The sequence below is a fragment of the Pseudomonas kitaguniensis genome (genome assembly GCF_049199985.1).
In the GTDB taxonomy this organism is placed as follows: Bacteria; Pseudomonadota; Gammaproteobacteria; order Pseudomonadales; family Pseudomonadaceae; genus Aquipseudomonas; species Aquipseudomonas kitaguniensis.
In genome coordinates this window covers 1-19,784 of the sequence record NZ_JBLZPT010000045.1, presented here as the reverse complement: position 1 = coordinate 19,784, position 19,784 = coordinate 1, and the positions used below count along the sequence as shown (strand labels likewise).

The 19,784-nt window shown below is 60.0% G+C and carries 25 protein-coding genes and 2 pseudogenes; 13 read left to right on the top strand and 14 right to left on the bottom strand.

What is annotated here, in order from left to right:
• Positions 1–185: 185 nt before the first annotated feature.
• Positions 186–773, bottom strand: a complete 588-nt coding sequence (locus ACOZK9_RS27190) for an NUDIX domain-containing protein (protein ID WP_058412632.1) — start codon at positions 771–773, stop codon at positions 186–188.
• Positions 774–935: 162 nt separating this feature from the next.
• Between ACOZK9_RS27190 and ACOZK9_RS27185 the strand changes: the two genes are divergently transcribed.
• Complete coding sequence (locus tag ACOZK9_RS27185; protein ID WP_421556973.1) at positions 936–1,862, top strand: alpha/beta hydrolase; 927 nt, start codon at positions 936–938, stop codon at positions 1,860–1,862.
• 192 nt (positions 1,863–2,054) lie between these two features.
• Here the strand turns inward: ACOZK9_RS27185 and ACOZK9_RS27180 are convergent, their stop codons facing one another.
• Positions 2,055–3,215, bottom strand: coding sequence for an alpha-hydroxy acid oxidase (locus ACOZK9_RS27180; protein WP_421556972.1), 1,161 nt, complete (start codon positions 3,213–3,215; stop codon positions 2,055–2,057).
• Positions 3,216–3,336: 121 nt separating this feature from the next.
• On the opposite strand from ACOZK9_RS27180, the gene ACOZK9_RS27175 reads away from it, so the two are divergent.
• Positions 3,337–4,122 carry a DeoR/GlpR family DNA-binding transcription regulator gene (locus tag ACOZK9_RS27175; RefSeq protein WP_421556971.1) on the top strand — a complete coding sequence of 262 codons (786 nt, stop codon included), beginning with the start codon at positions 3,337–3,339 and terminating at the stop codon, positions 4,120–4,122.
• Here the strand turns inward: ACOZK9_RS27175 and ACOZK9_RS27170 are convergent.
• From ACOZK9_RS27170 to ACOZK9_RS27160, 3 genes are read right to left on the bottom strand one after another with little or no spacing between them, the layout of a single operon-like run.
• The gene (locus tag ACOZK9_RS27170) at positions 4,087–4,824 is read right to left on the bottom strand and encodes a DUF72 domain-containing protein (protein ID WP_421556970.1); all 738 of its coding nucleotides are present in this window, start codon (positions 4,822–4,824) and stop codon (positions 4,087–4,089) included. The two genes, ACOZK9_RS27175 and ACOZK9_RS27170, sit on opposite strands and share 36 nt — an antisense overlap.
• Positions 4,821–5,252 carry a DNA methylase gene (locus ACOZK9_RS27165; RefSeq protein WP_421556969.1) on the bottom strand — a complete coding sequence of 144 codons (432 nt, stop codon included), beginning with the start codon at positions 5,250–5,252 and terminating at the stop codon, positions 4,821–4,823. The genes ACOZK9_RS27170 and ACOZK9_RS27165 overlap by 4 nt, the downstream gene beginning before the upstream one ends.
• A gap of 2 nt (positions 5,253–5,254) precedes the next feature.
• Positions 5,255–5,479: a hypothetical protein gene (locus ACOZK9_RS27160; RefSeq protein ID WP_421556968.1), complete on the bottom strand. Its 225-nt coding sequence runs from the start codon at positions 5,477–5,479 to the stop codon at positions 5,255–5,257.
• 214 nt (positions 5,480–5,693) lie between these two features.
• Here ACOZK9_RS27160 and ACOZK9_RS27155 point away from each other — a divergent pair, with 214 nt between their 5' ends.
• Positions 5,694–6,254 carry a type 1 glutamine amidotransferase domain-containing protein gene (locus ACOZK9_RS27155; protein ID WP_058412638.1) on the top strand — a complete coding sequence of 187 codons (561 nt, stop codon included), beginning with the start codon at positions 5,694–5,696 and terminating at the stop codon, positions 6,252–6,254.
• 57 nt (positions 6,255–6,311) lie between these two features.
• Here the strand turns inward: ACOZK9_RS27155 and ACOZK9_RS27150 are convergent, their stop codons facing one another.
• On the bottom strand, positions 6,312–6,518 hold the full coding sequence (locus ACOZK9_RS27150) for a PLDc N-terminal domain-containing protein (protein WP_058412639.1): 207 nt from the start codon (positions 6,516–6,518) through the stop codon (positions 6,312–6,314).
• Positions 6,519–6,786: 268 nt separating this feature from the next.
• Here ACOZK9_RS27150 and ACOZK9_RS27145 point away from each other — a divergent pair, with 268 nt between their 5' ends.
• Positions 6,787–7,263: a hemerythrin domain-containing protein gene (locus tag ACOZK9_RS27145; RefSeq protein WP_058412640.1), complete on the top strand. Its 477-nt coding sequence runs from the start codon at positions 6,787–6,789 to the stop codon at positions 7,261–7,263.
• A gap of 79 nt (positions 7,264–7,342) precedes the next feature.
• On the top strand, positions 7,343–7,615 hold the full coding sequence (locus tag ACOZK9_RS27140) for a hypothetical protein (RefSeq protein WP_122251833.1): 273 nt from the start codon (positions 7,343–7,345) through the stop codon (positions 7,613–7,615).
• Positions 7,616–7,648: 33 nt separating this feature from the next.
• On the opposite strand, the gene ACOZK9_RS27135 is transcribed toward ACOZK9_RS27140, so the two are convergent.
• Complete coding sequence (locus ACOZK9_RS27135) at positions 7,649–8,200, bottom strand: putative natural product biosynthesis protein (RefSeq protein ID WP_421556967.1); 552 nt, start codon at positions 8,198–8,200, stop codon at positions 7,649–7,651.
• Between the two features lie 62 nt (positions 8,201–8,262).
• Positions 8,263–8,646: a DUF2946 domain-containing protein gene (locus tag ACOZK9_RS27130; RefSeq protein WP_421556966.1), complete on the bottom strand. Its 384-nt coding sequence runs from the start codon at positions 8,644–8,646 to the stop codon at positions 8,263–8,265.
• Between the two features lie 192 nt (positions 8,647–8,838).
• Between ACOZK9_RS27130 and ACOZK9_RS27125 the strand changes: the two genes are divergently transcribed.
• Together ACOZK9_RS27125 and ACOZK9_RS27120 are read left to right on the top strand one after the other, a co-directional pair.
• Positions 8,839–9,447 carry an SCO family protein gene (locus ACOZK9_RS27125; RefSeq protein WP_058412643.1) on the top strand — a complete coding sequence of 203 codons (609 nt, stop codon included), beginning with the start codon at positions 8,839–8,841 and terminating at the stop codon, positions 9,445–9,447.
• Positions 9,447–9,914, top strand: a complete 468-nt coding sequence (locus tag ACOZK9_RS27120) for a copper chaperone PCu(A)C (protein ID WP_421556965.1) — start codon at positions 9,447–9,449, stop codon at positions 9,912–9,914. The genes ACOZK9_RS27125 and ACOZK9_RS27120 overlap by 1 nt, the downstream gene beginning before the upstream one ends.
• A 5-nt stretch (positions 9,915–9,919) precedes the next feature.
• Here the strand turns inward: ACOZK9_RS27120 and ACOZK9_RS27115 are convergent, their stop codons facing one another.
• Complete coding sequence (locus ACOZK9_RS27115) at positions 9,920–10,249, bottom strand: DHCW motif cupin fold protein (RefSeq protein WP_058412645.1); 330 nt, start codon at positions 10,247–10,249, stop codon at positions 9,920–9,922.
• 139 nt (positions 10,250–10,388) lie between these two features.
• Between ACOZK9_RS27115 and ACOZK9_RS27110 the strand changes: the two genes are divergently transcribed.
• The 3 genes from ACOZK9_RS27110 to ACOZK9_RS27100 all read left to right on the top strand — a co-directional run bounded on the left by ACOZK9_RS27110 (position 10,389) and on the right by ACOZK9_RS27100 (position 12,215).
• The gene (locus tag ACOZK9_RS27110; RefSeq protein ID WP_421556964.1) at positions 10,389–10,877 is read left to right on the top strand and encodes an HIT family protein; all 489 of its coding nucleotides are present in this window, start codon (positions 10,389–10,391) and stop codon (positions 10,875–10,877) included.
• A 423-nt stretch (positions 10,878–11,300) separates the two neighbouring features.
• Positions 11,301–11,594 carry a hypothetical protein gene (locus ACOZK9_RS27105; RefSeq protein ID WP_058412649.1) on the top strand — a complete coding sequence of 98 codons (294 nt, stop codon included), beginning with the start codon at positions 11,301–11,303 and terminating at the stop codon, positions 11,592–11,594.
• 129 nt (positions 11,595–11,723) lie between these two features.
• Positions 11,724–12,215, top strand: coding sequence for a GNAT family N-acetyltransferase (locus ACOZK9_RS27100; RefSeq protein WP_421556963.1), 492 nt, complete (start codon positions 11,724–11,726; stop codon positions 12,213–12,215).
• Here ACOZK9_RS27100 and ACOZK9_RS27095 read toward each other — a convergent pair.
• Positions 12,212–12,781, bottom strand: a complete 570-nt coding sequence (locus ACOZK9_RS27095; RefSeq protein WP_241679173.1) for a GNAT family N-acetyltransferase — start codon at positions 12,779–12,781, stop codon at positions 12,212–12,214. The two genes, ACOZK9_RS27100 and ACOZK9_RS27095, sit on opposite strands and share 4 nt — an antisense overlap.
• A 153-nt stretch (positions 12,782–12,934) precedes the next feature.
• Between ACOZK9_RS27095 and ACOZK9_RS27090 the strand changes: the two genes are divergently transcribed.
• Positions 12,935–13,828 carry an AraC family transcriptional regulator gene (locus tag ACOZK9_RS27090; protein ID WP_058412651.1) on the top strand — a complete coding sequence of 298 codons (894 nt, stop codon included), beginning with the start codon at positions 12,935–12,937 and terminating at the stop codon, positions 13,826–13,828.
• On the opposite strand, the gene ACOZK9_RS27085 is transcribed toward ACOZK9_RS27090, so the two are convergent.
• Positions 13,770–14,357, bottom strand: coding sequence for a LysE family translocator (locus tag ACOZK9_RS27085; RefSeq protein WP_152747908.1), 588 nt, complete (start codon positions 14,355–14,357; stop codon positions 13,770–13,772). The genes ACOZK9_RS27090 and ACOZK9_RS27085 overlap by 59 nt on opposite strands.
• A gap of 169 nt (positions 14,358–14,526) precedes the next feature.
• On the opposite strand from ACOZK9_RS27085, the gene ACOZK9_RS27080 reads away from it, so the two are divergent.
• Positions 14,527–15,105, top strand: coding sequence for a TetR/AcrR family transcriptional regulator (locus tag ACOZK9_RS27080; protein ID WP_122251827.1), 579 nt, complete (start codon positions 14,527–14,529; stop codon positions 15,103–15,105).
• Between the two features lie 8 nt (positions 15,106–15,113).
• On the opposite strand, the gene ACOZK9_RS27075 is transcribed toward ACOZK9_RS27080, so the two are convergent.
• The 3 genes and pseudogenes from ACOZK9_RS27075 to ACOZK9_RS27065 form a co-directional block, all read right to left on the bottom strand.
• Positions 15,114–16,559, bottom strand: a complete 1,446-nt coding sequence (locus tag ACOZK9_RS27075) for a mechanosensitive ion channel domain-containing protein (protein ID WP_122251826.1) — start codon at positions 16,557–16,559, stop codon at positions 15,114–15,116.
• A gap of 262 nt (positions 16,560–16,821) precedes the next feature.
• Positions 16,822–17,688 carry a pirin family protein gene (locus ACOZK9_RS27070; RefSeq protein WP_421556962.1) on the bottom strand — a complete coding sequence of 289 codons (867 nt, stop codon included), beginning with the start codon at positions 17,686–17,688 and terminating at the stop codon, positions 16,822–16,824.
• 266 nt (positions 17,689–17,954) lie between these two features.
• Positions 17,955–18,305, bottom strand: a pseudogene (locus ACOZK9_RS27065) (TonB-dependent receptor plug domain-containing protein); the annotation flags it as partial.
• 215 nt (positions 18,306–18,520) lie between these two features.
• Here ACOZK9_RS27065 and ACOZK9_RS27060 point away from each other — a divergent pair.
• Positions 18,521–19,784 (top strand): annotated as a pseudogene (locus ACOZK9_RS27060) (type IV secretion protein Rhs); the annotation flags it as partial.

Here is a 19,784-nt window from a genome sequence, read left to right as displayed (position 1 = left end):
CGATTGCGGTGTGTCAGTTGAAAAATATTTATCTGACACACCGCAATCGCGAGCAAGCCCGCTCCCACAGAAAGCAAAAAAAGCAGATCTGCCGTGTATGCAAAATCCGCCCTTGATCTGCTTCAACCACTCAGGTCGGCTTTCAGGCCGCCGTGCAAAAGTGACCCGCCGTAAGGGCGGAACCCCTACCAGCCCTCCTTCAACATCCGCAACTCCAGATGCTGCAACAACATAATGGTTTTACCATCAACAATCTCACCGCTCGCCACCATCGCCAGTGCCTGCTCAAAACCCAACTCCAGCACCTCTATATCCTCGCCCTCCTCAACCAAGCCACCTCCAGAGCCAACCCGATCAGACGCTTGATACTCACCGATAAAAAAGTGAATACGCTCAGTCACCGAGCCCGGGCTCATGAACGCCGCATAGATCTTTTCCACATGCCCAACGCGGTAGCCGGTCTCTTCTTCGGCTTCCAGGCGAATACGCTCTTCAGGGCTGGCGTTATCCAGCAGCCCGGCGGCGGCTTCGATCAAGTAACCAGGGTAGTCGTTGACAAACGTGGGCATACGAAACTGTCGAATCAGCAGCACCGTGCGCTGCTCACGGTTGTACAACAGGATCGTCGCACCATTACCCCGGTCATACACCTCACGGGTTTGGGCTTGCCAACTGCCATCGCGACGGCGCAGGTCGAAGCTGTATTTTTTTAAAACATACCAACTGTCCGAGAGGGTTTCTTCGGCGGTGATGCGAACGCGGCTGTTGTCCATGGTGAGTCCTTACACGTGGGAGGTGGAGCATGTCCTCGCGCCGAAGCCAGCGTCAAGCTGGTAACACTTTGCAAGCAATCCGCATGAACGGCCGTCGAATTAATTCCTGCGCCCTTAAGCCATCTGTTAAAACCCGTGCTTGATCTTGGTACTGGAACCTTCATGCCCTCTCGTTTTATCTCCCGCCTCGGCCTGCGCTGGTTTCCCCTGCTGTGCATGGCGATCCTGATTATCGGCATGCCGGTCGGCTGCTCCGTGCTGCAACACAAAGAGCGCGAGCTGGTGTTTCGCATCGAGCCGGGCACTGCCGGCTGGTACACCGGCTTGCCCACGGGTGTGCAGGAATTCGACTTGAAACCGGCCAGTTTCAAATCCGGGCAAAACCTGCACGGCTGGTGGTACCCGGCAGAAAAGCAGGACGCGCCCGCGATCCTCTACCTGCACGGTGTGCGCTGGAACCTCACGGGGCAGTTGTTTCGGATTGAGCAATTGCACGCGCTGGGCTATTCGGTGCTGGCCATCGACTATCGCGGTTTCGGCCAAAGCCATGGCGAGTTGCCTTCGGAAACCACGGTGTATGAAGACGCCCGCATTGCCTGGGAACGCTTCCAGGTGTTGCAACCCGACCCGGACAAACGCCTGATCTACGGGCATTCGCTGGGTGGCGCGGTCGCCATCGACCTGGCGGCGCAATTGAGCCAGCAAACGCCGGTGCCGGTGCGTGGGCTGGTGATCGAGTCCACCTTTACTTCGCTGGGGGATGCGGCCGCTGCCGTGGCGAATACCTCACTGCCGGTGCGCTGGTTGCTGTCGCAAAAATTCGACTCGATCGACAAGATCGCCGATGTGCACATGCCACTGCTGGTCGTGCATGGCCTTGACGACCAGTACGTGCCGCCGCGTTTCAGCCAGCAATTGTTTGACGCGGCTCAGGAACCCAAGCGCTTGCTGCTGGTGCCAGGCGCTACGCACAACAACAGCATGCGCATGGCCGGCCCTGGTTATGCTCAGGCGCTGGACAGCCTGATGCGCGAGAAGACGCCAGCACAGGTGATGACACACTCCACACACCGCGACGGCGACTCATAAAATTGCTTTTCGGCACTGGGTTCGCGCTTGGCTGTCAAGCGCAAACCCTGCCCATACTGGCCCTCGCCGAAAGTTGATCAAATATTAACCGTAGGTTAAATCGCCATACCCGCTGGGGTCCGGCAAAGTTATCCACAGAGATACCCACGGTTTTCGTGGACAACTCTTTTTAATTTTTTACGATTTTTTTGTTCAGTAAACGCCTTCGGGAAAGGTGCCCGGCAGCAAAATCTCGCGATTCACGTTGCGTATATCGTTATAGCCACACAGCGCCATCGACACGTCCAACTCGCGGGCGATAATGTCAAGGGCCTTGGTCACCCCCGCTTCGCCCATTGCCCCCAAACCGTACAAGTGCGGGCGGCCGATCATCGTGCCTGTTGCGCCCAGCGCCACCGCTTTGAGTACGTCCTGGCCGGAGCGAATGCCGCCGTCGAGCCACACTTCAATCTGATTGCCCACCGCCTGCACAATCGCCGGCAATTGGCTGATGCTCGACGGTGCGCCGTCCAGCTGGCGGCCACCGTGGTTGCTGACCACCAGCGCATCAGCGCCGGAATTGGCCGCCAGACGCGCATCTTCCACGTCGAGGATGCCCTTGATAATCAGCTTGCCGCCCCAGCATTTCTTGATCCATTCCACATCAGCCCAGCTCAGGCGCGGGTCGAACTGCTGGGCGGTCCACGATGACAGCGAACTCATGTCAGCCACGCCCTTTACATGCCCGACGATGTTGCCGAAACCATGGCGCTTGGTGCCGAGCATGCCCATCACCCAACGCGGCTTGGTCATCATGTTGAGGATATTCGGCAGGGTCAGTTTGGGCGGCGCCGACAAGCCGTTGATCAAGTCTTTGTGGCGTTGCCCGAGGATCTGTAAGTCGAGCGTCAGCACCAGCGCGTCGACCCCGGCGGCTTTGGCGCGCTCGATCAACTGCTCGATAAACGCGCGGTCACGCATCACATACAGCTGAAACCAGAACGGCTGGCCGACATGCTCCGCAATGTCCTCCAGCGAACAGATGCTCATGGTCGACAAGGTGTAGCGCAGTCCGAACGCGGCGGCGGCGCGCGCGGTGAGTATTTCGCCATCGGCATGCTGCATGCCCGCAAGCCCGGTGGGCGCCAGTGCTACCGGCATGGCCATGTCCTGGCCAATCATGCTTGTGCGAATTGAACGCTGATCGATATTGCGCGCCACGCGCTGGCGAAACTGGATGCGCGCAAAGTCGCTTTCATTCGCGCGGTAAGTGCTTTCAGTCCAGGAGCCGGAATCGGCGTAATCGTAAAACATCCTTGGAACACGCTGTTGCGCCAGTTTGCGCAAGTCTTCGATGGTTGTGATCAACGGCATCTGGGTCACCTTTCCCTGAACTGACCTTAGAGAGTAACCGCGCATCGACGGCGCAACCAGCCATTGCGTTTATATGAACGGGCGACTAACCTCGCAAAAACCTGCAAAAAGACGCACAAACATGCACAGCACTCATCACGCCATCGACCTGCCCTCGTTACGCAAACAAAAAATCCTGTTGCTGCTGGAACGCGATGGCAAAGTCACCGCGCCGGAACTGGTGGAGCACTTTGCCGTGTCGCAAGACACCATTCGCCGCGACTTGGCTGAACTCGCCGCCGCCGGCCTGTTGCAACGCGTGCACGGCGGCGCCCTGCCCCGGCCCAAAGACACCGGCAAAGACTTCTTCACCCGTGTCGGCGAAACCAATGAGGTGAAGCGCCACCTGGCGAAGCTGGCGGCGGCGCAGGTAGAAGATGGCCAAATCGTGCTGTTCGACTCCGGCTCGACCACGCTGCAAATTGCCCAGTCATTGCCGCGTTCGATCCGCCTGACGGTGGTGACGCCATCGCCGATGATCGCCATCGCGCTGGCGGACCATTCTGAGGTGAAGGTGATTCTCGCCGGTGGCCAACTCAACCCCGCCACCTTGTCCACCAGTGGGCACGAAACCGTGCGCCTGATTCAGAGCATCAAGGCCGACCTGTTGTTTATGGGCGTGTGTGCGCTGCATCCGCACGTCGGCATCAGCTCGTTGCACTTCGATGAAGTGGCGGTCAAGCAAGCCTTGCTCGACAGCGCCTCGCAAGTCGTGGCGGTGACCACGGCGGACAAACTCGGCGCGGTGGAACCCTTTGTGGTGGCGCCGTGCAGCCGCATTCACACGCTGATCACCGAGTGGCATGTGCCGGGTGCCGAGGCGTATGAGCAGCTAGGTTTGCAGGTGCTGCGGGTCGAGGCCGAGTAAGTACAAGGCATCCGCCACAGCATGGCCGCTGGCGGTGTTGTCAAAAATGCACCAGGTGGGGATGCCTGCGTCAACCGACTGGCTTAACAACCGCGCATAGGCTTGCACGCGTTCCGCGCCATAAGCACTGTGATAAATACGCGGCGTGCCGTGCAGGCGCCAATAACGCACGCCCTGCCAGCCTGCCGGCGCATCGCCGCCGTCGATGGCTGGCGGATCGGCGGCCACACGGCCTATCTGTAAGTGCTGCAACACGCCATCGGCTTCAAGCCAACTGGCGTGACGCGGTTCAAGCACCACGGCACCGGAAAAACGTTGGCGTAATGCGCTAAAAAACTGCAGGGCGACAGCGGCTTCGTAGCGCAACGATGGCGGTAGCTGAACCAACAGGCAGCCAAGTTTTTCGCCCAGTGGCAGGCACTGTTGAAGAAATTCCTCCAGCGCCGCTTCGCACCCCTGCAAGCGCAGCTCATGCGTGATGCGCTTGGGCAGCTTGACCGAAAAAGCAAACGCCGGTGGCACGCACTGCCCCCAGCGTTGGTAGGTTTTGGCCAAGTGCGGCCGGTAAAACGAACTGTTGATTTCCACCGCATTGAAGCGCGAAGCGTAGCGCTGCAAATGTGTACCTTCAGGCGCAAATGCCGGCCAGTTCTCACGCGGCAAACTCCACCCCGCACAGCCCACATACAGCGCTGCGGTCAAAACAGCACCGAGGCCGCATCGCGCATGAAGATCTCGATGGTTTTAGGCCCGACGCCGTCGAACTCACCCAAGCGTTTTTCGAACGCCTGACGGTCGGCACTGGCGCTGCGAATGTTGGTGATCTTGCCGGCGTACTCGGCGTTGAGCTTGGCGCTGAGGTCGAGCAAACGCTGGGCGGTGCTTTCGTCATAGCGCACGTAATGCGCGCGCCCAAGCATGCTGACCAGCTCGCGCGAGGTGCAGTGCTGCAACTTGCGCGCGGTGTCGCGGCCTTGTTCTTCCACGATCACCTTATACGCCTGCGCGGCGATCGGCGCCTGAATGCGCTTGCCCATCAAGAAGCTGGCGATAAACCACTTGAACAAGCTGCTGTCATCTTCGGGCTTGAGCTCAATGCCCAACTCAGACGCCGTGATCGACTTGGCCATGCTCAGTGGCCCAACTTGCGCTCGGCTTCAGCGGCCTGCTGATTGATCGCGTCGGCCTGGCGTTCAAGGTCTTTGATCGAGGTGGGCGTGAGCACTTTATCGACGCCTTTAGTGTTGGGATTGGCCTGTTCCAGGGTCTGGCCCTTGGCGGCTTTTTCGGTGCCCTTTTGAGCGTCTTCCGAGCTGATGGGGGCTGGGGTTTTGTCGGCGGTTTGGTGATCAGTCACGGTGTGTCTCCTGGCAGTTGAGGCCCACAAAAAACGGCGGGCACGTATGCAGCAGAGCCTGCCGTTTTTCGATAGTTCAAGGAAATTGCCGCGCGTTGCCGCTGCAGAAAGCCGCCGGAGAAATAAGCGCAAATTAATTTAAACCTTTGCTGCCCGGACTCGCTCCATTCTCCCATGTCGCTTATTTAATCAACCCAGCAGGAGAGACTCGATCATGAGTGCAGACCTTAACGGCAAGAAGATTTTAATCATCACGTCCAACACCGGGATTGAGCGCGACGAGTTGGTCAAACCGCTCGAAGCGCTGCGCGGCTATGGCGCGACCGTGACCCACGGCTCCAGTGACGGCGGCACCACGCAGACATTTGTCGGCGACACCGAGAAGGACCGCACCGTCGAATCCGACGCCAAGCTGGCCGACTTGTCCGGCGCAGATTTTGATGCGCTGGTCATTCCCGGCGGCACCGTGAATGCCGACACCCTGCGCCTGGACGCGGCCGCGCTGAAGCTGATCAATGAATTCGTCAAAGCCGGCAAAACCGTCGCAGCGATCTGCCATGGGCCATGGGCGTTAATCGATGCCGGCGTGATCAAGGGCAAAACCCTGACCTCCTATAAAAGCGTGCGCACCGACCTGGTAAACGCTGGCGCGGCGGACTGGGTAGATGCCGAGGTCAAGGCGTGCAAGGCAAATGGCTGGACGCTGATCACTTCGCGCACACCGGATGATATTCCGGCGTTCAACCAGGCGATTGCCGAGGCCGTTGCTGGTTGAGGCCACTCGGTTAAACCAAAACAGGCGCCCTCGGGCGCCTGTTTTTTTGTGTCTGTTTCAGCTTCTGCGTTGGTCGGGCATCTCGCGTTTTGGCCCGAACATGGCCCAGGCAATCAGCCCGAACAACGGTACAAAAATCAGAATAATCAGCCACAGGCCTTTAGTCTCCCAGCCACCGGTGCTGCGTAATACGACATTGATTGCCCACAGCTCCAAGAGCAGCAGAATCACCGCCAAACCGATCCAGACATATTCTATTTGCATGATTCACCTCCTGAGGTCCTATGCGTTAGGTCAATGATTACGGCTGAGGGTTCATTAAAATAATTTTCACGCACCCGGTCAGGCGGCGTAATGCACGCCTTGTACACATCGCCCGTGCAACCTGCACGACATGCCAGGTTCAGCCGCCACGCTAACGGGTTGATTTTAATAGACTTGAGCCACCTTCACGACTTGGTACACCTGATGCAAGGTCAGGCATAAGAGGCGCGCACTTCGACGCGCCGACTATTACCCGTGAGGCTCCACCATGAATGCAATTGACCTTCTCGAAGCCGACCATGTACGCGTAAAAGCGTTGTTGACTCAACTCAGTGAGTCCACCGAACGTGGCGTGAAAAAGCGCACTGAACTGCTGGCCAAACTCGAAGCGGAAATCAGCCTGCACACCAAGCTTGAGGAAGAGATTCTTTACCCTGCCTTTCGTAAAGCCGGCGGCAAAGAGCAAGACATCATGTACCACGAAGCCAAGGAAGAGCACCGCACCGTTGACGCTCTGGTGCTGCCCGACCTGAAGCAAACCGAGCCTTCAACCACCGAGTTTTCCGGCCGGGTAAAAGTGGTCAAAGAGCTGTTGGAGCACCATATCGAAGAAGAGGAAAAAGAAATGTTTCCTCAGGCCAAGAAGCTCTTGGGCAAAGCGCTGCTCGAAGAGCTGGGCGCCGAAATGGAAGCGATGAAAGCAGCCCACAAAAAAGCGCAATCCAGCAAGCCTATGGCGGCTTGATTGCAGCACAGCCCAAGCCTGGGGCTAACTCAGGCTTGGGTGCGGCCGGATGAAATATCCATGCACAGGGGAATGCGTCATGAAGACCAGAAGCTCCCAAAGGATTTTACTGATTGTAGGTTTTTCAGCCGTGTTGAGCGGCCCTGCCTTCGCCGCTTTCGGCGATAATCCAAACCCTTCGGCGACTGCCGTAAGCGGTGCCAATGCGGCGGGCTCTGCAGTACCGCCCGTCACGCACAGGCACAAAAAAACCGCCTCGCCGACGAAGGATCAGAAGGCGCCGACTGCAGGCAAATCAACCCGGCAGCCAAGCCGTGAAAAGCCTGAAGAAAAAGCGCTGACTGCGCCGTGATCAGCCGCGTCGCGCCAGCGGTTTTTGAGGATGTTACGGCACCGCCAACCAGCCGCTGAAGCCTGCCTGCTCGGTCAGTGGGCACCAGGCGAACTGACTGGCCGGGGCTGGCAATGCCTGCTGTTCGAGGTCGGCCAGCGCGGCGCCCTTCGACTGTTTCCAATCAAAAAGCCGGGTGTTTTCCCACGCGAGGACAATGCCTTGGGCCTGGCTGTCATCGGCATTTACCCAACTCGCCGCTGCAGCCGCCATGAACGCTTCGACAGGCTCAGCGTCGATCCGCGTGCGGTACGGCGAGGCCAGCAACCATCGGCAAACATTCAGGTGATATGTCCAATCCGGCGCAGGCTGGTTGCGATAGGCCCAGGTCATAAAGCTGCGGAACAGGTTCAAACCCTCGGGCGGGTCGAGCTTGAGCAACGCCGGGCAGATGTCGAACACGCCGTGCCAATAGGGCAACAAACGTGCATCCAGGTGCACAAAGCAGCGCGAGTTACTCGGGTATTCAGGCCGCGCCGGTTCCGCGCGCAGGCGACGGGGCACCTTGACCAGGTGCTTGGCACCTGCAGGCAATAGAAGGGTCATGCAATGCACTCACAGTCGTGACGATAGAACGCCTCCTGATCACAGGAGGCCCAAGGCACACGTCAGAATGCGGGGGAAGCGCGAGGGTTGGCCGAGGGCCACGAATAACGCGGAGGCGCTTTGTTGCGCCGCTCGTGCGCTGGGCGCGGGGTTTGCCCGAGGCTCAGTAACCAGACCAAGCCGATGAGGAACACAATGGCCACGGTCACCGCGGAACACACCGGGCAGGCAAAGTAGTTCGAGATGTTGCTGGAAGACGGGTTTCCTAACCCTTTGTCGGAAACTGGCGCTTGGCTACCGCCCACCGAACAGAACGCCCCACCGATCCCGTTGAGCTGCTGGCCCACCATTTGCCCATGGCCCAAACCGCAGGCGAACAGGTTCATCAGTACGCAGAGGTACAAGGCCCAGGCGATCAGCGAACGGTTGGGGTGGCTCAATTTCATGGCGGCGACTCTACACTGAAGCGTCATTAGGGTGAAACCCCACCCTTGCCTGCGGCAGAACGTCGCAGATTACGCGGGCTGGCCAGGGTTGGTAGACTGTGCGCCCGCCTCGTTTCCACGTTTTAACGTCTGGTTTTCGACGCCTGATGTGTAGACCAGAGCAATGCAGGCGTTTAACAGGATGCACAGTTGATGAGTACTTTATTCACCCGCCGCAAAGTGCTGACCGGTATGGGCCTGCTGGGCCTTGGCAGCCTGCTGGGCGGCTGTGACTACAGCCCCAAGCTGAACTTCAAGTACGGCAAGGACCTCAGTGACAAGATCATGGGCCGCACCTTCAAGCTCAAAAACACCGACGGCGAACCCGTCACCCTGAGCTCGTTCCGTGGCCTCATGCCAGTGGTGTTCTTCGGGTTCACCCAGTGCCCGGCGGTGTGCCCCACCACGCTGGCGCGCGCCGCCCAAGCCAAGAAGCTGATGGGCCGCGATGGCGAGATCATGCAGGTGGTGTTCATCACCCTCGACCCCGAGCGCGATACCCCGGAGCTGCTCGACCGCTACGTCAAAGCTTTCGACCCAAGCTTTGAAGCGCTGTACGGCACCCCGGAAGAAATCGCCGTGGCGGCCAAGGAGTTCGGGATCTTTTATGAAAAAATCCCCGCCGGTGACACCTACACCTTGTCCCACACCTCGACCAGTTTCGTTTTCGACACCCGTGGCAACCTGCGCCTCGGCCTGTCGGCATCCCTTACCGCTAAAGAGTGCGCAGAAGACCTGCTCACCGTCATGGAGGTCTGCTAATGACTGCCGCTCACTGCCTCAAGCGCTTCACCCTCGGCCTCACCCTGCTGGGCCTCGCCGCGCACGCCAGTGCCCAAGTGCTGGTGAGCGACGCGTGGGTACGCGCCACGGTGCAGGGCCAGCCCTCCAGCGGCGCGTTCATGACCCTGACTGCCGACAGCGACAGCAAACTGGTCAGCGTGACGACGCCGGTGGCCAAGGACGCGCAAATCCATGAAATGAGCATGAAAGACGACGTGATGCGCATGGGCCCGGTGAACTCGGTGGCCCTGCCCGCCGGCAAAGCGGTCAAGCTCGACCCGAACGGTTACCACGTGATGCTGATGGGCCTGATCGGCCAGATCAAGGAAGGCGAACACGTGCCGCTGAGCCTGACCGTGGAAAACGCCAAGGGCGAGAAGCAGTCGGTTGACGTCACCGCCACGGCCCGTGCGCTGGATGGCATGGACCACAGCAAGATGCACTGAGCGGCTCAATCCACAATAAACAGCGTGGCCCCGGTCGGCGTGGAAGAGCGATGCCCTTCCATGTCGTTGCCCACCTGATAACTCATCCCGGCCGTCAGCGTGAACCGGCGGCCGTCCTCCAGTTCTGTGTGTAACTCGCCTTCGAGGCACAGCAGAACGTGCCCGCGCCAACACCAATGATCTGCCAGGTAACCTGGCGTGTACTCGACCCTGCGCACCCGCGTGCTGCCAAAGTGGCAAGTGCGCCACACGGCGCTGCCGGTGACGCCTGGGTGGGTTACGGCGTCGACGGTGGCCCAATCGGTGATGGCAAACGGTACGGCGGTGAGTTCCATGCTGGGCTCCATCGTGAGTTATCGTGGCTCGACCTTAGCCGCCCGGCATGTGCTGCGATAGACACAGATCGCCTGCTTTTGTGGGATACAGGTAGCGCGTTTGTTAGGCTGGCGGCTCAGCTTTTGTGGACGCGCGCTTATGCAGATTGACCCTGCTTTCATCCTTTACGAGACCGAGCACTGGCAGCTTAACCATCATCTGACGTCTAAGCTGCCGGGCTACCTGATGCTGGGCGCCAAGGCTGCGACGAACGCCCTCGCCGATATGCCGGCCGCCGCCCTGGCTGAGCTGGGTGGCTTGCTCGCCAACACCCAACAAGTGATTGAGGCGCAGCTTGCGCCTAAATGGCTGTATGTCAGCCGCTACGGGCATATGCCGGGGTTCGCGCTGCACTTTCATTTCATCCCGGTGTATGGCTGGGTCGAGGAAGCGTTTTGGCGGGATGCGCGTTACCGAGTGCTGCAAGGCTTTGGCTCGCAGGCACCCGGGCAAACGCTGACCGATGGGGCTGAGCTGACGTTGTTTGTGTGGCGCGAGTTTGGCGAGAGTGCCACCCCACCGGTTATCCATGGAGAGCCGGTTGAACAGGTTATCGAGCGATTGCGCAGCGCTTTCAGCACCGGGTAAAGATCAACTGTGGGAGCGGGCTTGCTCGCGATTGCGGTGTGTCTGATAAGTATTTTTCAACTGACACACCGCTATCGCGAGCAAGCCCGCTCCCACAGTTGACTGAGTTGGGCTGGGAGATGGGTGTCGAGTGGGTTTGATACATCCTGTCGGTTGCACCTCGGCTGACGGCACCCTATAGTTCGCCCCGTCGCTGGCATTGGTCGGCGACAGGGTTTCGCAGCCCTAAAATTATTACCAATACCGTCAAACATGACGCAGCAGATTTACAGCTGCGTCTGGTTTTATGGCGGTTGTGCGTGGGAGTCCTTAGGGGCTGCCGGGTTCTGGTAATAATCCCCGGTCTGCGAACCCGCGCACAGCTGCCACCCGTTTGTTTCGCAGCAAAAAGGTGGCGATATTTCTTTCTTAGAGATTATTACCATGACGACTCAACACCCGCCCCGCCGCTTCACCCCCATGACCCAAACCGCAACCGATTACCCTGTCATGCTGATCGACAGCGATGCCCCGCTGCGCGAGCTGCACGCCTGCGCCAGTGAGCGCCTCAACGCCGCACTCGCCTACCTGCACCTGATGGCCTGCTCCAACGTGTCCGACTACGCCGAGCATGACATCAATACCGTCGCCAACACCGCTCGGATCATGGTCCAGGATGTGGCGGATGTGTTCACGGTGATGGAGCGGCGCGGCTTTGATCTGCCTGCCGAGAGTTGATGTGGCGTGAGCTTTAAGGAAACCCGCTTCGGCGGGTTTTTCAGTGCCATGAATGATCAATATGCAGTGGGCCCGCAATGGGGTTTTCTTTATCCTGTCGAGCTTTCGTTTAACGCCTCAGGAAACGCCATGCCCGCCCTCGCCTTTCGCCATGCACTGCCCGCCGACGCCGCCCGTTGCTTTGACATCGAAACCCGTGCCTACGAAGGCGACGAAGCCGCGACCCTGGAAAAGATCGCCACGCGCATTGCGCAGTACCCGCAAGGCTTTCTGATCCTTGAAGCGGATGGCCAGGTGGTGGGTTTCATCAATGGTGGCTGCGCGCATCACGTGGTGATGTCAGACGAGGCCTTTAAGGAATTGGTCGGCCATGCGCCCGAGGCGCCAAATGTGGTGATCATGTCGGTGGTGGTCGACCCGGCGCATCAGGGCAACGGCTATTCCACGGCATTGATGACCGAGTTTGTGCAGCGCATGCGCGCGATGGGCAAGCAGACGATTCACTTGATGTGCAAAGAGCAGCATGTGCCGTTGTACACGCGCATGGGCTACACCTATGTGCAGCCTTCGCCTTCGGATCATGGCGGTATGGCCTGGCATGAAATGCTGATGGTGCTCTAACAACGCGGGCGTTTCCAGCTGACTGCACCGCGCGCAGTAGTCAGGCTCAGGCTTTTTCCAAACAACCGATTCTCGTGGGTTTCGCCCTGAAAGCTATACGTCGGCGAGCCCAGCGCTGCATAGCCGCACCGCGGGTAAAAAGCCAACGCCCGTTGATTGCCCACCCACACCGTCGCCCACAGCATCGACGCCCCGTCACGCGCGGCACAATGCTCGGCCGCTTGCAGCAGTTGATAGCCGATACCCAAGCCGGTAAAGCGCCCCTGCAAATACAGGCGTTGCAGTTCGGCAACCGCGGGCGTTGGGATCATCGCATGGTCGGCGCGCAGCTTGATCTGGGCGAAACCGACGAGGTGGCCGTTGGCTTGCGCCACCAACATCGCGATGCCAGGCTCGGCCAGCAGCCGTGCGATAGTAGCTGGCGCAAAGGCTTGCAGCGCCTCGTTGGCGATGGCGCTGCGAATGCCTTCGGTGGCGTAGGTGTCGAGGAATACCTGCATGCCCAGCACGCCAATGCACAGCGCGTCTTCGGGGATGGCAGGACGAATCAGAATGGACTCGGTCATCGCGTCACACGGTTAAAAATGCAAGGGCCGATGTTTTAACACGAACGGTGATCAGCCGTCCTGGCCTTGCCCCGCAACGCGGATCGCGGATGGCGACTCAGCAGGCGTCTGTGTAATGATCGCCCGGACCTCTCAAGGGATGGAGCCACCGCCATGTCGCTGACCACCGCCACCGACCCCGCACAAGCACCGCGCTTCTGGCGTGACGAGCGCTTGCCGTTTATCGAGGCGCGCACCATCGCCGACGGGCGCAAGGTCACTTACACCCGGCATGCGCACGAGCATTTTTCCATCGGCGCGATCACCACCGGGCGCAGTTATTACCACTACGGCGCGCAGACTTTCGAGATCAGCGCTGGCACCGTGGTGCTGATGAACCCCGGCGATGTGCATGCCTGCAACCCTGTCCATGATGAGCCGTGGTCGTATCACATGCTCTACCTCGACACGCCGTGGCTGACCGACTTGCAGCACCAGTTGGGTTTCAGTACCGATCAGGGTTATCGGCCGTTCAACACGCCGCACACCCGCGACGCCGTGCTGTACAACGGCGTGCTCGAACTGTACCGGGTGCTGTTGGATGAGCAGGCTGAACTGTTGCAAAAGCAGAGCGCATTGGTGAGTTTTTTCACCCAGGTGCAGCAGCGTCTGAACCCTTCGCTGACGCCGGTGCGTGAGGTCAATCACAAGCTTGCGCGTGCTGCCGAGTACATCGGCGAGCACTGCACCGAGGCCTTGAAACTCGAAGACATTTGCCTGGCGGCCGAGCTTTCGCCGTCGTACCTGATCCGCGCGTTCAAGCAGTATTACGGGCTGACACCCCATGCTTACCTGGTGAACCGGCGCATCCAGTTTGCGCGCACTCAATTGCGCAACGGCGAGCTGATTGCCGATGTGGCGCTGGCGGCAGGTTTTGCCGATCAGGCGCACTTTCAGCGCACCTTCAAACAGCATTTCGCCGCCACGCCGGGGCAATACCGCGACGGGCTCAAGCCATCAGCAAATACCCCACACTGGCCACCAGCAACGCGGCCATTGAGCGGTTGAACAGGCGCACGCCCTGCGGGTTGGCGAGGTAGCGCCGCAAAAAAGTCCCGGCATAGGCCCAGCAGGCCACCGACAGGTAGCAGATCACCAGGTAGAGCGCTGCAAACAGCCACACCTGGCCGGCGTCACCATCCGCCACAAACAAACCCATCCCGGCCACGCAGGCCAGCCAGGCTTTGGGGTTGAGCCATTGCATGATCGCGCCATACAGCATCGACGGCGCCGTGGCGCTGCCGTCGGCGTCGAGGCGGCCATCGTCGACCGCAAGTTTCCAGGCCATGTACAGCAAAAACGCCACGCCGCCCCACTGAATCAACTGCGTCAACAGTGGCCAGCGCACCAGCACTGCATGCAGCCCCAGGCCGATCAGTATCAACAGCAAGGTGAAGCCTGCGGCGGCGCCGAATACGTGTTTCTGGCTGGCGGCAAAACCGAAGCGCGCGCCCGTGCTTAGCGCGACTACATTGACCGGCCCCGGCGTGATGGAGGTCGCCAGGGCGAAGGCGGCCATGGAGATAATCAAGCTCATTGCAGTTCCTTTTGATAATGGCAAGCGGTGCTGCCAAGCGACATGACCTCACGGTAACGGGCGAAACGATGGCGGTATTGAACAAAATACCCCTGAGCCTTTGCGGTTTTCGGTGCACAGACCTTGTACTCTGTGCGCGCCCTCCGCTTGCAACCCCATCAGGACGCCAATGCCCAACCCGATTCCTCGCCGACGCGATGCCGCTGTCACCCGTGAAGCGATTTTAGTGTCCGCGCGCAACGCATTTGCCCAATCGGGCTATGACGGCGCCGCCATGCTGGAAATCGCCGCCGGCGCCGGGCTGACGCCGATGCTGGTGAACCGCTACTTCGACTCCAAGGAGCAGTTGTTTGCCGAAGTGATTGCCGACACCGTCGCCAGCCCGAGCATGCTCACGCAAGGCAACCTCAGCGCGGAAAACCTTGGCCGCACCCTCGCCACCACGCTGGTGAGCCTGACCGAAGCGGGCAGCGCGCCGCTGCAAGGGTGGCTGATCATGCTGCAGGCGGCATCGAGCAAACGCGCAGCGGGGGCTGCGCGCGAGCACCTCGAAAAAGGCCCACAGGCCAGCATGGCTGCCACGCTCAAGGGCGCGCATCAGCAAGAACGTGCGGCACTGGTGATGGCGTTGGTCTCGGGCTTTCTGGTGACGCGCCAGAGCCTGGAACTGTCGGCGCTGGCCAAGGCCGACCCGCAGGTGTTGATCGACTTGCTGACGCCGTTGTTCCAGCAACTGGTGGACGGCTGACCGCGCGGCTACAAGCCCCGGTTGCGCAACCACTGCAAAAAACCCTTTTTGACCGGCACCACCGGTGCCTCCTGAATCAGCGCCTGCGCCGTGTGCAGGCGGAAATCCAGTAGCGCGCGCATCGCTTCACTGATGTCATGCCGCGCATCCAGGCAGGGTTTCAGGTATTCCTTCTCGATGCGGTACAGCGTGCAAAAGGTCTTGGCGGTGAAGTCCGCCAGTGTCGCCAGATCGGACAGGATCCCCGCCTCGCCAATCACCTCGCCTGGCCCCATGCGCCCGGCTTCGAACGCGTGGCCGGCTTTAATCAACATCACCGAGACCACGCCGGACTCGACGATAAACAGATGGTCGCTGACCTCCCCGGCCGGCAAAATCGTCTCGCCCGCGCGGTAGGTGTGCAGGGTCATGTTCTGGCTGAACGTGTCTTTCTCTTCCTGACGCAGGGTGGAGAAAATCGACGAGCGCTCAAGCAACGCGCGCGCGCCAGACATCGCCGGCGGCGCGGCGCTTTCGGTGGCTGACAACAGGCCCACGCCCGCCGCCTGCAGGTGCCGAAAGGCCAAATCGTAAAGCTGGTTGCGCACTTCGCGCTTGAGCGCCATCGCCGGCACAAAACCGCTTATTTCATACTCGACGCCGCCACTCGCCGAGGCCTTGAACGCGACACTGGGCGCGGGTTTGGCCAGCAGTGGCCGGCAACCTTGCATCGCGCGTTCCAGCGCCTCGATCACGGTTTGAGGGCGCGCATGCGGGCTGACTTGCAGGCTGACCGTCAGGCCGAACATGTCCGCCGGGCGCGAGAAGTTAATAATTTTGGCCTTGGCGGCCAGGGAGTTGGGGATCACCGCCATGCTGCCCTGCGAGGTTTGCAGCCGCGTGGCGCGCCAGTCGATATCGGTGACCCGGCCTTCGGTGCCGTCGATGGAGATCCAGTCATCCAGTTGATACGGCTTGGTGGTGTTGAGGACGATCCCGGAAAACACATCGCTCAGGGTGCTTTGCAGCGCCAGGCCGACGATGATCGCCACGGCGCCGGACGTGGCAAGCACGCCCTTGACCGGCAAGTCGAGCACGTAGGCCATGGCGGCGATGATCGCAATCAGAAAAATCACCGCGCCCATCAGGTCTTGCAACAGCCGCCCCGTGTGGCCGACGCGCTGCATCATCACCGTGCCGAGCAATACCGTAAGGGTGCGCGCAGCGAACAGCCACCAGCCAATCTGCAAGGCGGTGGCAGCCAAATGCAACGCCGTGTTGTCGGCATACGGCGCCAGTTGCATGGGGTTCATGCCATCGTTGAACAGCACGGCACTGAAGACCGCAAAGATCGCCAAGCGCGCCGCCAGCTTCCAACCGGCGAGGTCGACGGAAATCAACCGCCACACGGCGATGTCGATAAAGATCAGCGCCAGCGCGCACAACATCGGGTGATCAGCGATAAACGGCGGCATCCAGGCGACTCCAGAGTACATGCCCAGAAGATCGCATGAATTGTGAACACAGGAAATAGCAGGTTGTAAGGGGTGGGGCGCGAGCGCAGCTGCAAGCTGCAAGTCAGAGCAGAACAGCCGCAGACACGGTGTGAAACTGTGGGAGGGGGCTTGCTCCCGATAGCGGTGCGTCAGTGACAGCTAGCCTGCCTGACACACTGCAATCGGGAGCAAGCCCCCTCCCACCTGTGTTTGGTCCGCCACGCGCATTCAGGCGGGCTGATTAACCCTGCATCTGCCCAAAACGACCCGATTGGTAGTCGGCAAACGCCTGGTGAATTTCCGCCTCGGTGTTCATCACAAACGGCCCGTGCCCCACAATCGGCTCATCAATCGGCTCACCGCTGAGCAACAACACCTTGGCATCGTCACTGGACTCCAGCGTAATCTGAACACCCTCACGCTCAAACAACGCCAATTGCCCCTGGCGCGCCACTTCCTCGCCATTTACCCGCAGGGTACCGCGCAGAATCACCAGCGCCGTATTACGCCCGGCATGCAAATCCAGCGTCACCGCCTTGCCCGCGTCAAGGCGCACATCCCACACGTCAATCGGCGTAAAGGTGCGGGCCGGGCCTTTGGTGCCGGCAAATTCCCCCGCAATCAAACGCAGTTGCCCAGCGTCATTCGCCAATGGCAGCACGGGAATATCGCCGTCAAGGATAGTCTGGTAACCCGCATCGGCCATTTTATCCCTGGCCGGCAGGTTGACCCACAACTGCACCATCTCCAACGCGCCGCCACTGCGGGCAAACGCTTCGGAGTGAAATTCCTCGTGGATGATGCCCTTGGCGGCCGTCATCCATTGCACATCGCCAGGGCCGATCTTGCCGCCGGCACCCGTCGAATCTCGGTGCTCGACCTCGCCGTCATACACAATGGTCACCGTCTCAAAGCCGCGATGCGGGTGCTGCCCTACGCCACGACGTTGCCCGGTAGGTGAGAAATCGGCCGGCCCCGCGTGGTCCAGCAACAGGAACGGGCTGATGTGCTCGCCCATCGCGTCGTAGGAAAACAGCGTGCGCACCGGAAAGCCGTCGCCGACCCAATGAGCGCGAGGGCTGGTGTAAATGCCGATGAGTTTTTTCATGGTGATCCTCCAAAGTGCCCACACCTTAAAACCGTTACCCCTTCAGCGCTAGACGGCAAAAACAACCCTGAGCGTCCTGCTCATAGAACGCTAACCCGGCGCAGCGCCACAAAAACCGCGTTAATGATAATGACTCGTAGTAATATCCGCCCTCTCCCGTTCAACCTTCCGAGGGCTGCAATGCCGTTTGCCCCTGCGCCTGCCGCACCGCGCGTGTTGGTGGTGGATGACCACCGCAAAATTCGCGAACCGTTGGCCACGTACCTGTTGCCGTTGACCCGCGATTCCCGCGCGCTCTGGCGTTTGCCGTCGACCATGATCAACGTGTAATCGGCGGGCATGCCACGGATCGAAATATCGGTTTCATTCGCCCCGCCGTTGACCGTCACACCCTCCACGTCACGCACCGCATCGCCAAGGTCACGGTAGGATTTGCGCCGCAGTGCTTCGCCATCGATCACCGTGACCGAGGCCGGCGCGTCTTCCACACTTTGCGCAAAGCCTGAGGCCGTCACCACAACATCATTCAGTTCCAGGGTTACCGGCTCATCGGCGTGGGCCTGCAAACTGGCGGCGACCAGCAAGGCCAGGGGTGTAAAGCGAACAGCAGGCAGCATGGGCGTGTTTGGGAGAGGACAGGAGCTGCTGAAACTTCCCACGCAGCGGCCGGATAAGCTTTACAGATACCGCCTGAAAACGCCTGCAAAGTCCTTCGCCTGATCACACAGAGCGAAGGATTGCAGATGGTTTATTTTGCCAGAGCCCTCAACACAAGGGCGGCCTCTTGATCGCTGTTACCGGCCAAACCATTGGCTTTCTGGTACTGGCGGCGATGGATTCGAAGACGCGGGACGTCGAATCCGTACTCAGCGATTTCAGGCAATGCCTGAATACCTATGAAGCCTGGGCCGAGAGCTATTTCAGCTTTTCGGCGCTGGATGTCGAGCAGGTATTCAAGGTCGGCGATGAAGTAGCGCTGGTTGCGCCGATCAACCGCTCGCTGTTTCCGAGCAGCACTGTCGCCACCTGCCAGGCCAGCGGCACGTTGACGCTGGTGCACATGTTCCAGAGCGCACGCTTTGTGCCCATCGGCAACACGCCGGTGGTACTGCAACGTATCGACCCGAACGGTGGCCCGCTGGGCGAGCCGATTCACAAGACCATCGGCCCCAGCGGCATTCTCGAAATCACTGAATGTGATCGCAATCAGCAGTACCGCATCAACTTCTATCCCGACGTTTCCAAAGCGCACTTCAAGGCGTTATACGCCTCTTATCAGTCGGTGATCGCACCGCTCGAAGGCTGGCTGCGCAGTGAGTGGGCGAGCACCTTCAAACCGCTGTGGGAAGGCTACTCCGAGGCCGACTTCCTTGAGCGCTACCACGCCCTGCACCAAGCCTGTGCGCGTGGGTTTGGCGATGCGCTGTACGCACTTTGGGACACGCTCAAGCAACTGTTTGAGTGGCTCACAGACCCGCTGGCGAACGCCGAAAAACTCCTGCATTACCTGTCACAGGCCGAGTTCGAAAAGCTGCTGAAGGTCAGCAGCGAAGCCCTCGCAAAAGGCTTGCTGGTGCTCAGCGATGAACCGCTGCTGTTTATCTACCTGGCGGCACTGGTCAGTTGGATGCGCTTGCTGCCACCGCCCGCCATGAGCGAGTTGCTGGGGGAAATCAGTGCCGAGGTGCTGATCAACCTGCTGCTGGGTCTCGCCACTGGCGGGATGGGCGTAGCGGTAAACATGAGTTCGAAGGTGTTGAGCGGTATCACGTCTCGTCGCGCACGCCAGTGGCTGGAACACATCTCTCAACATTTCGCTACATCCAGCCTGGACAGTCATGTCGAGGCCGCCAAGCCGTTGCTGCTGGGCAGCGCGGCGATACCGATCAAGGCGGTGCCGGTTGCACCGTTGAAGGCTGGGCAGCACCTGGTGGCGAACCCGGTGCCTGCGGTTCGCGGCAAGACGCAAAAGACCACATTGGTGCGCCAAGAGCACGTCGACGATGTGCCCGCTGCAAGCAAGAACCCGAACGGTGATGCCGCGGCCAGCGCCGATAAAACCATCACCCACGGTTGCCCGGTGTCGATGGTCACCG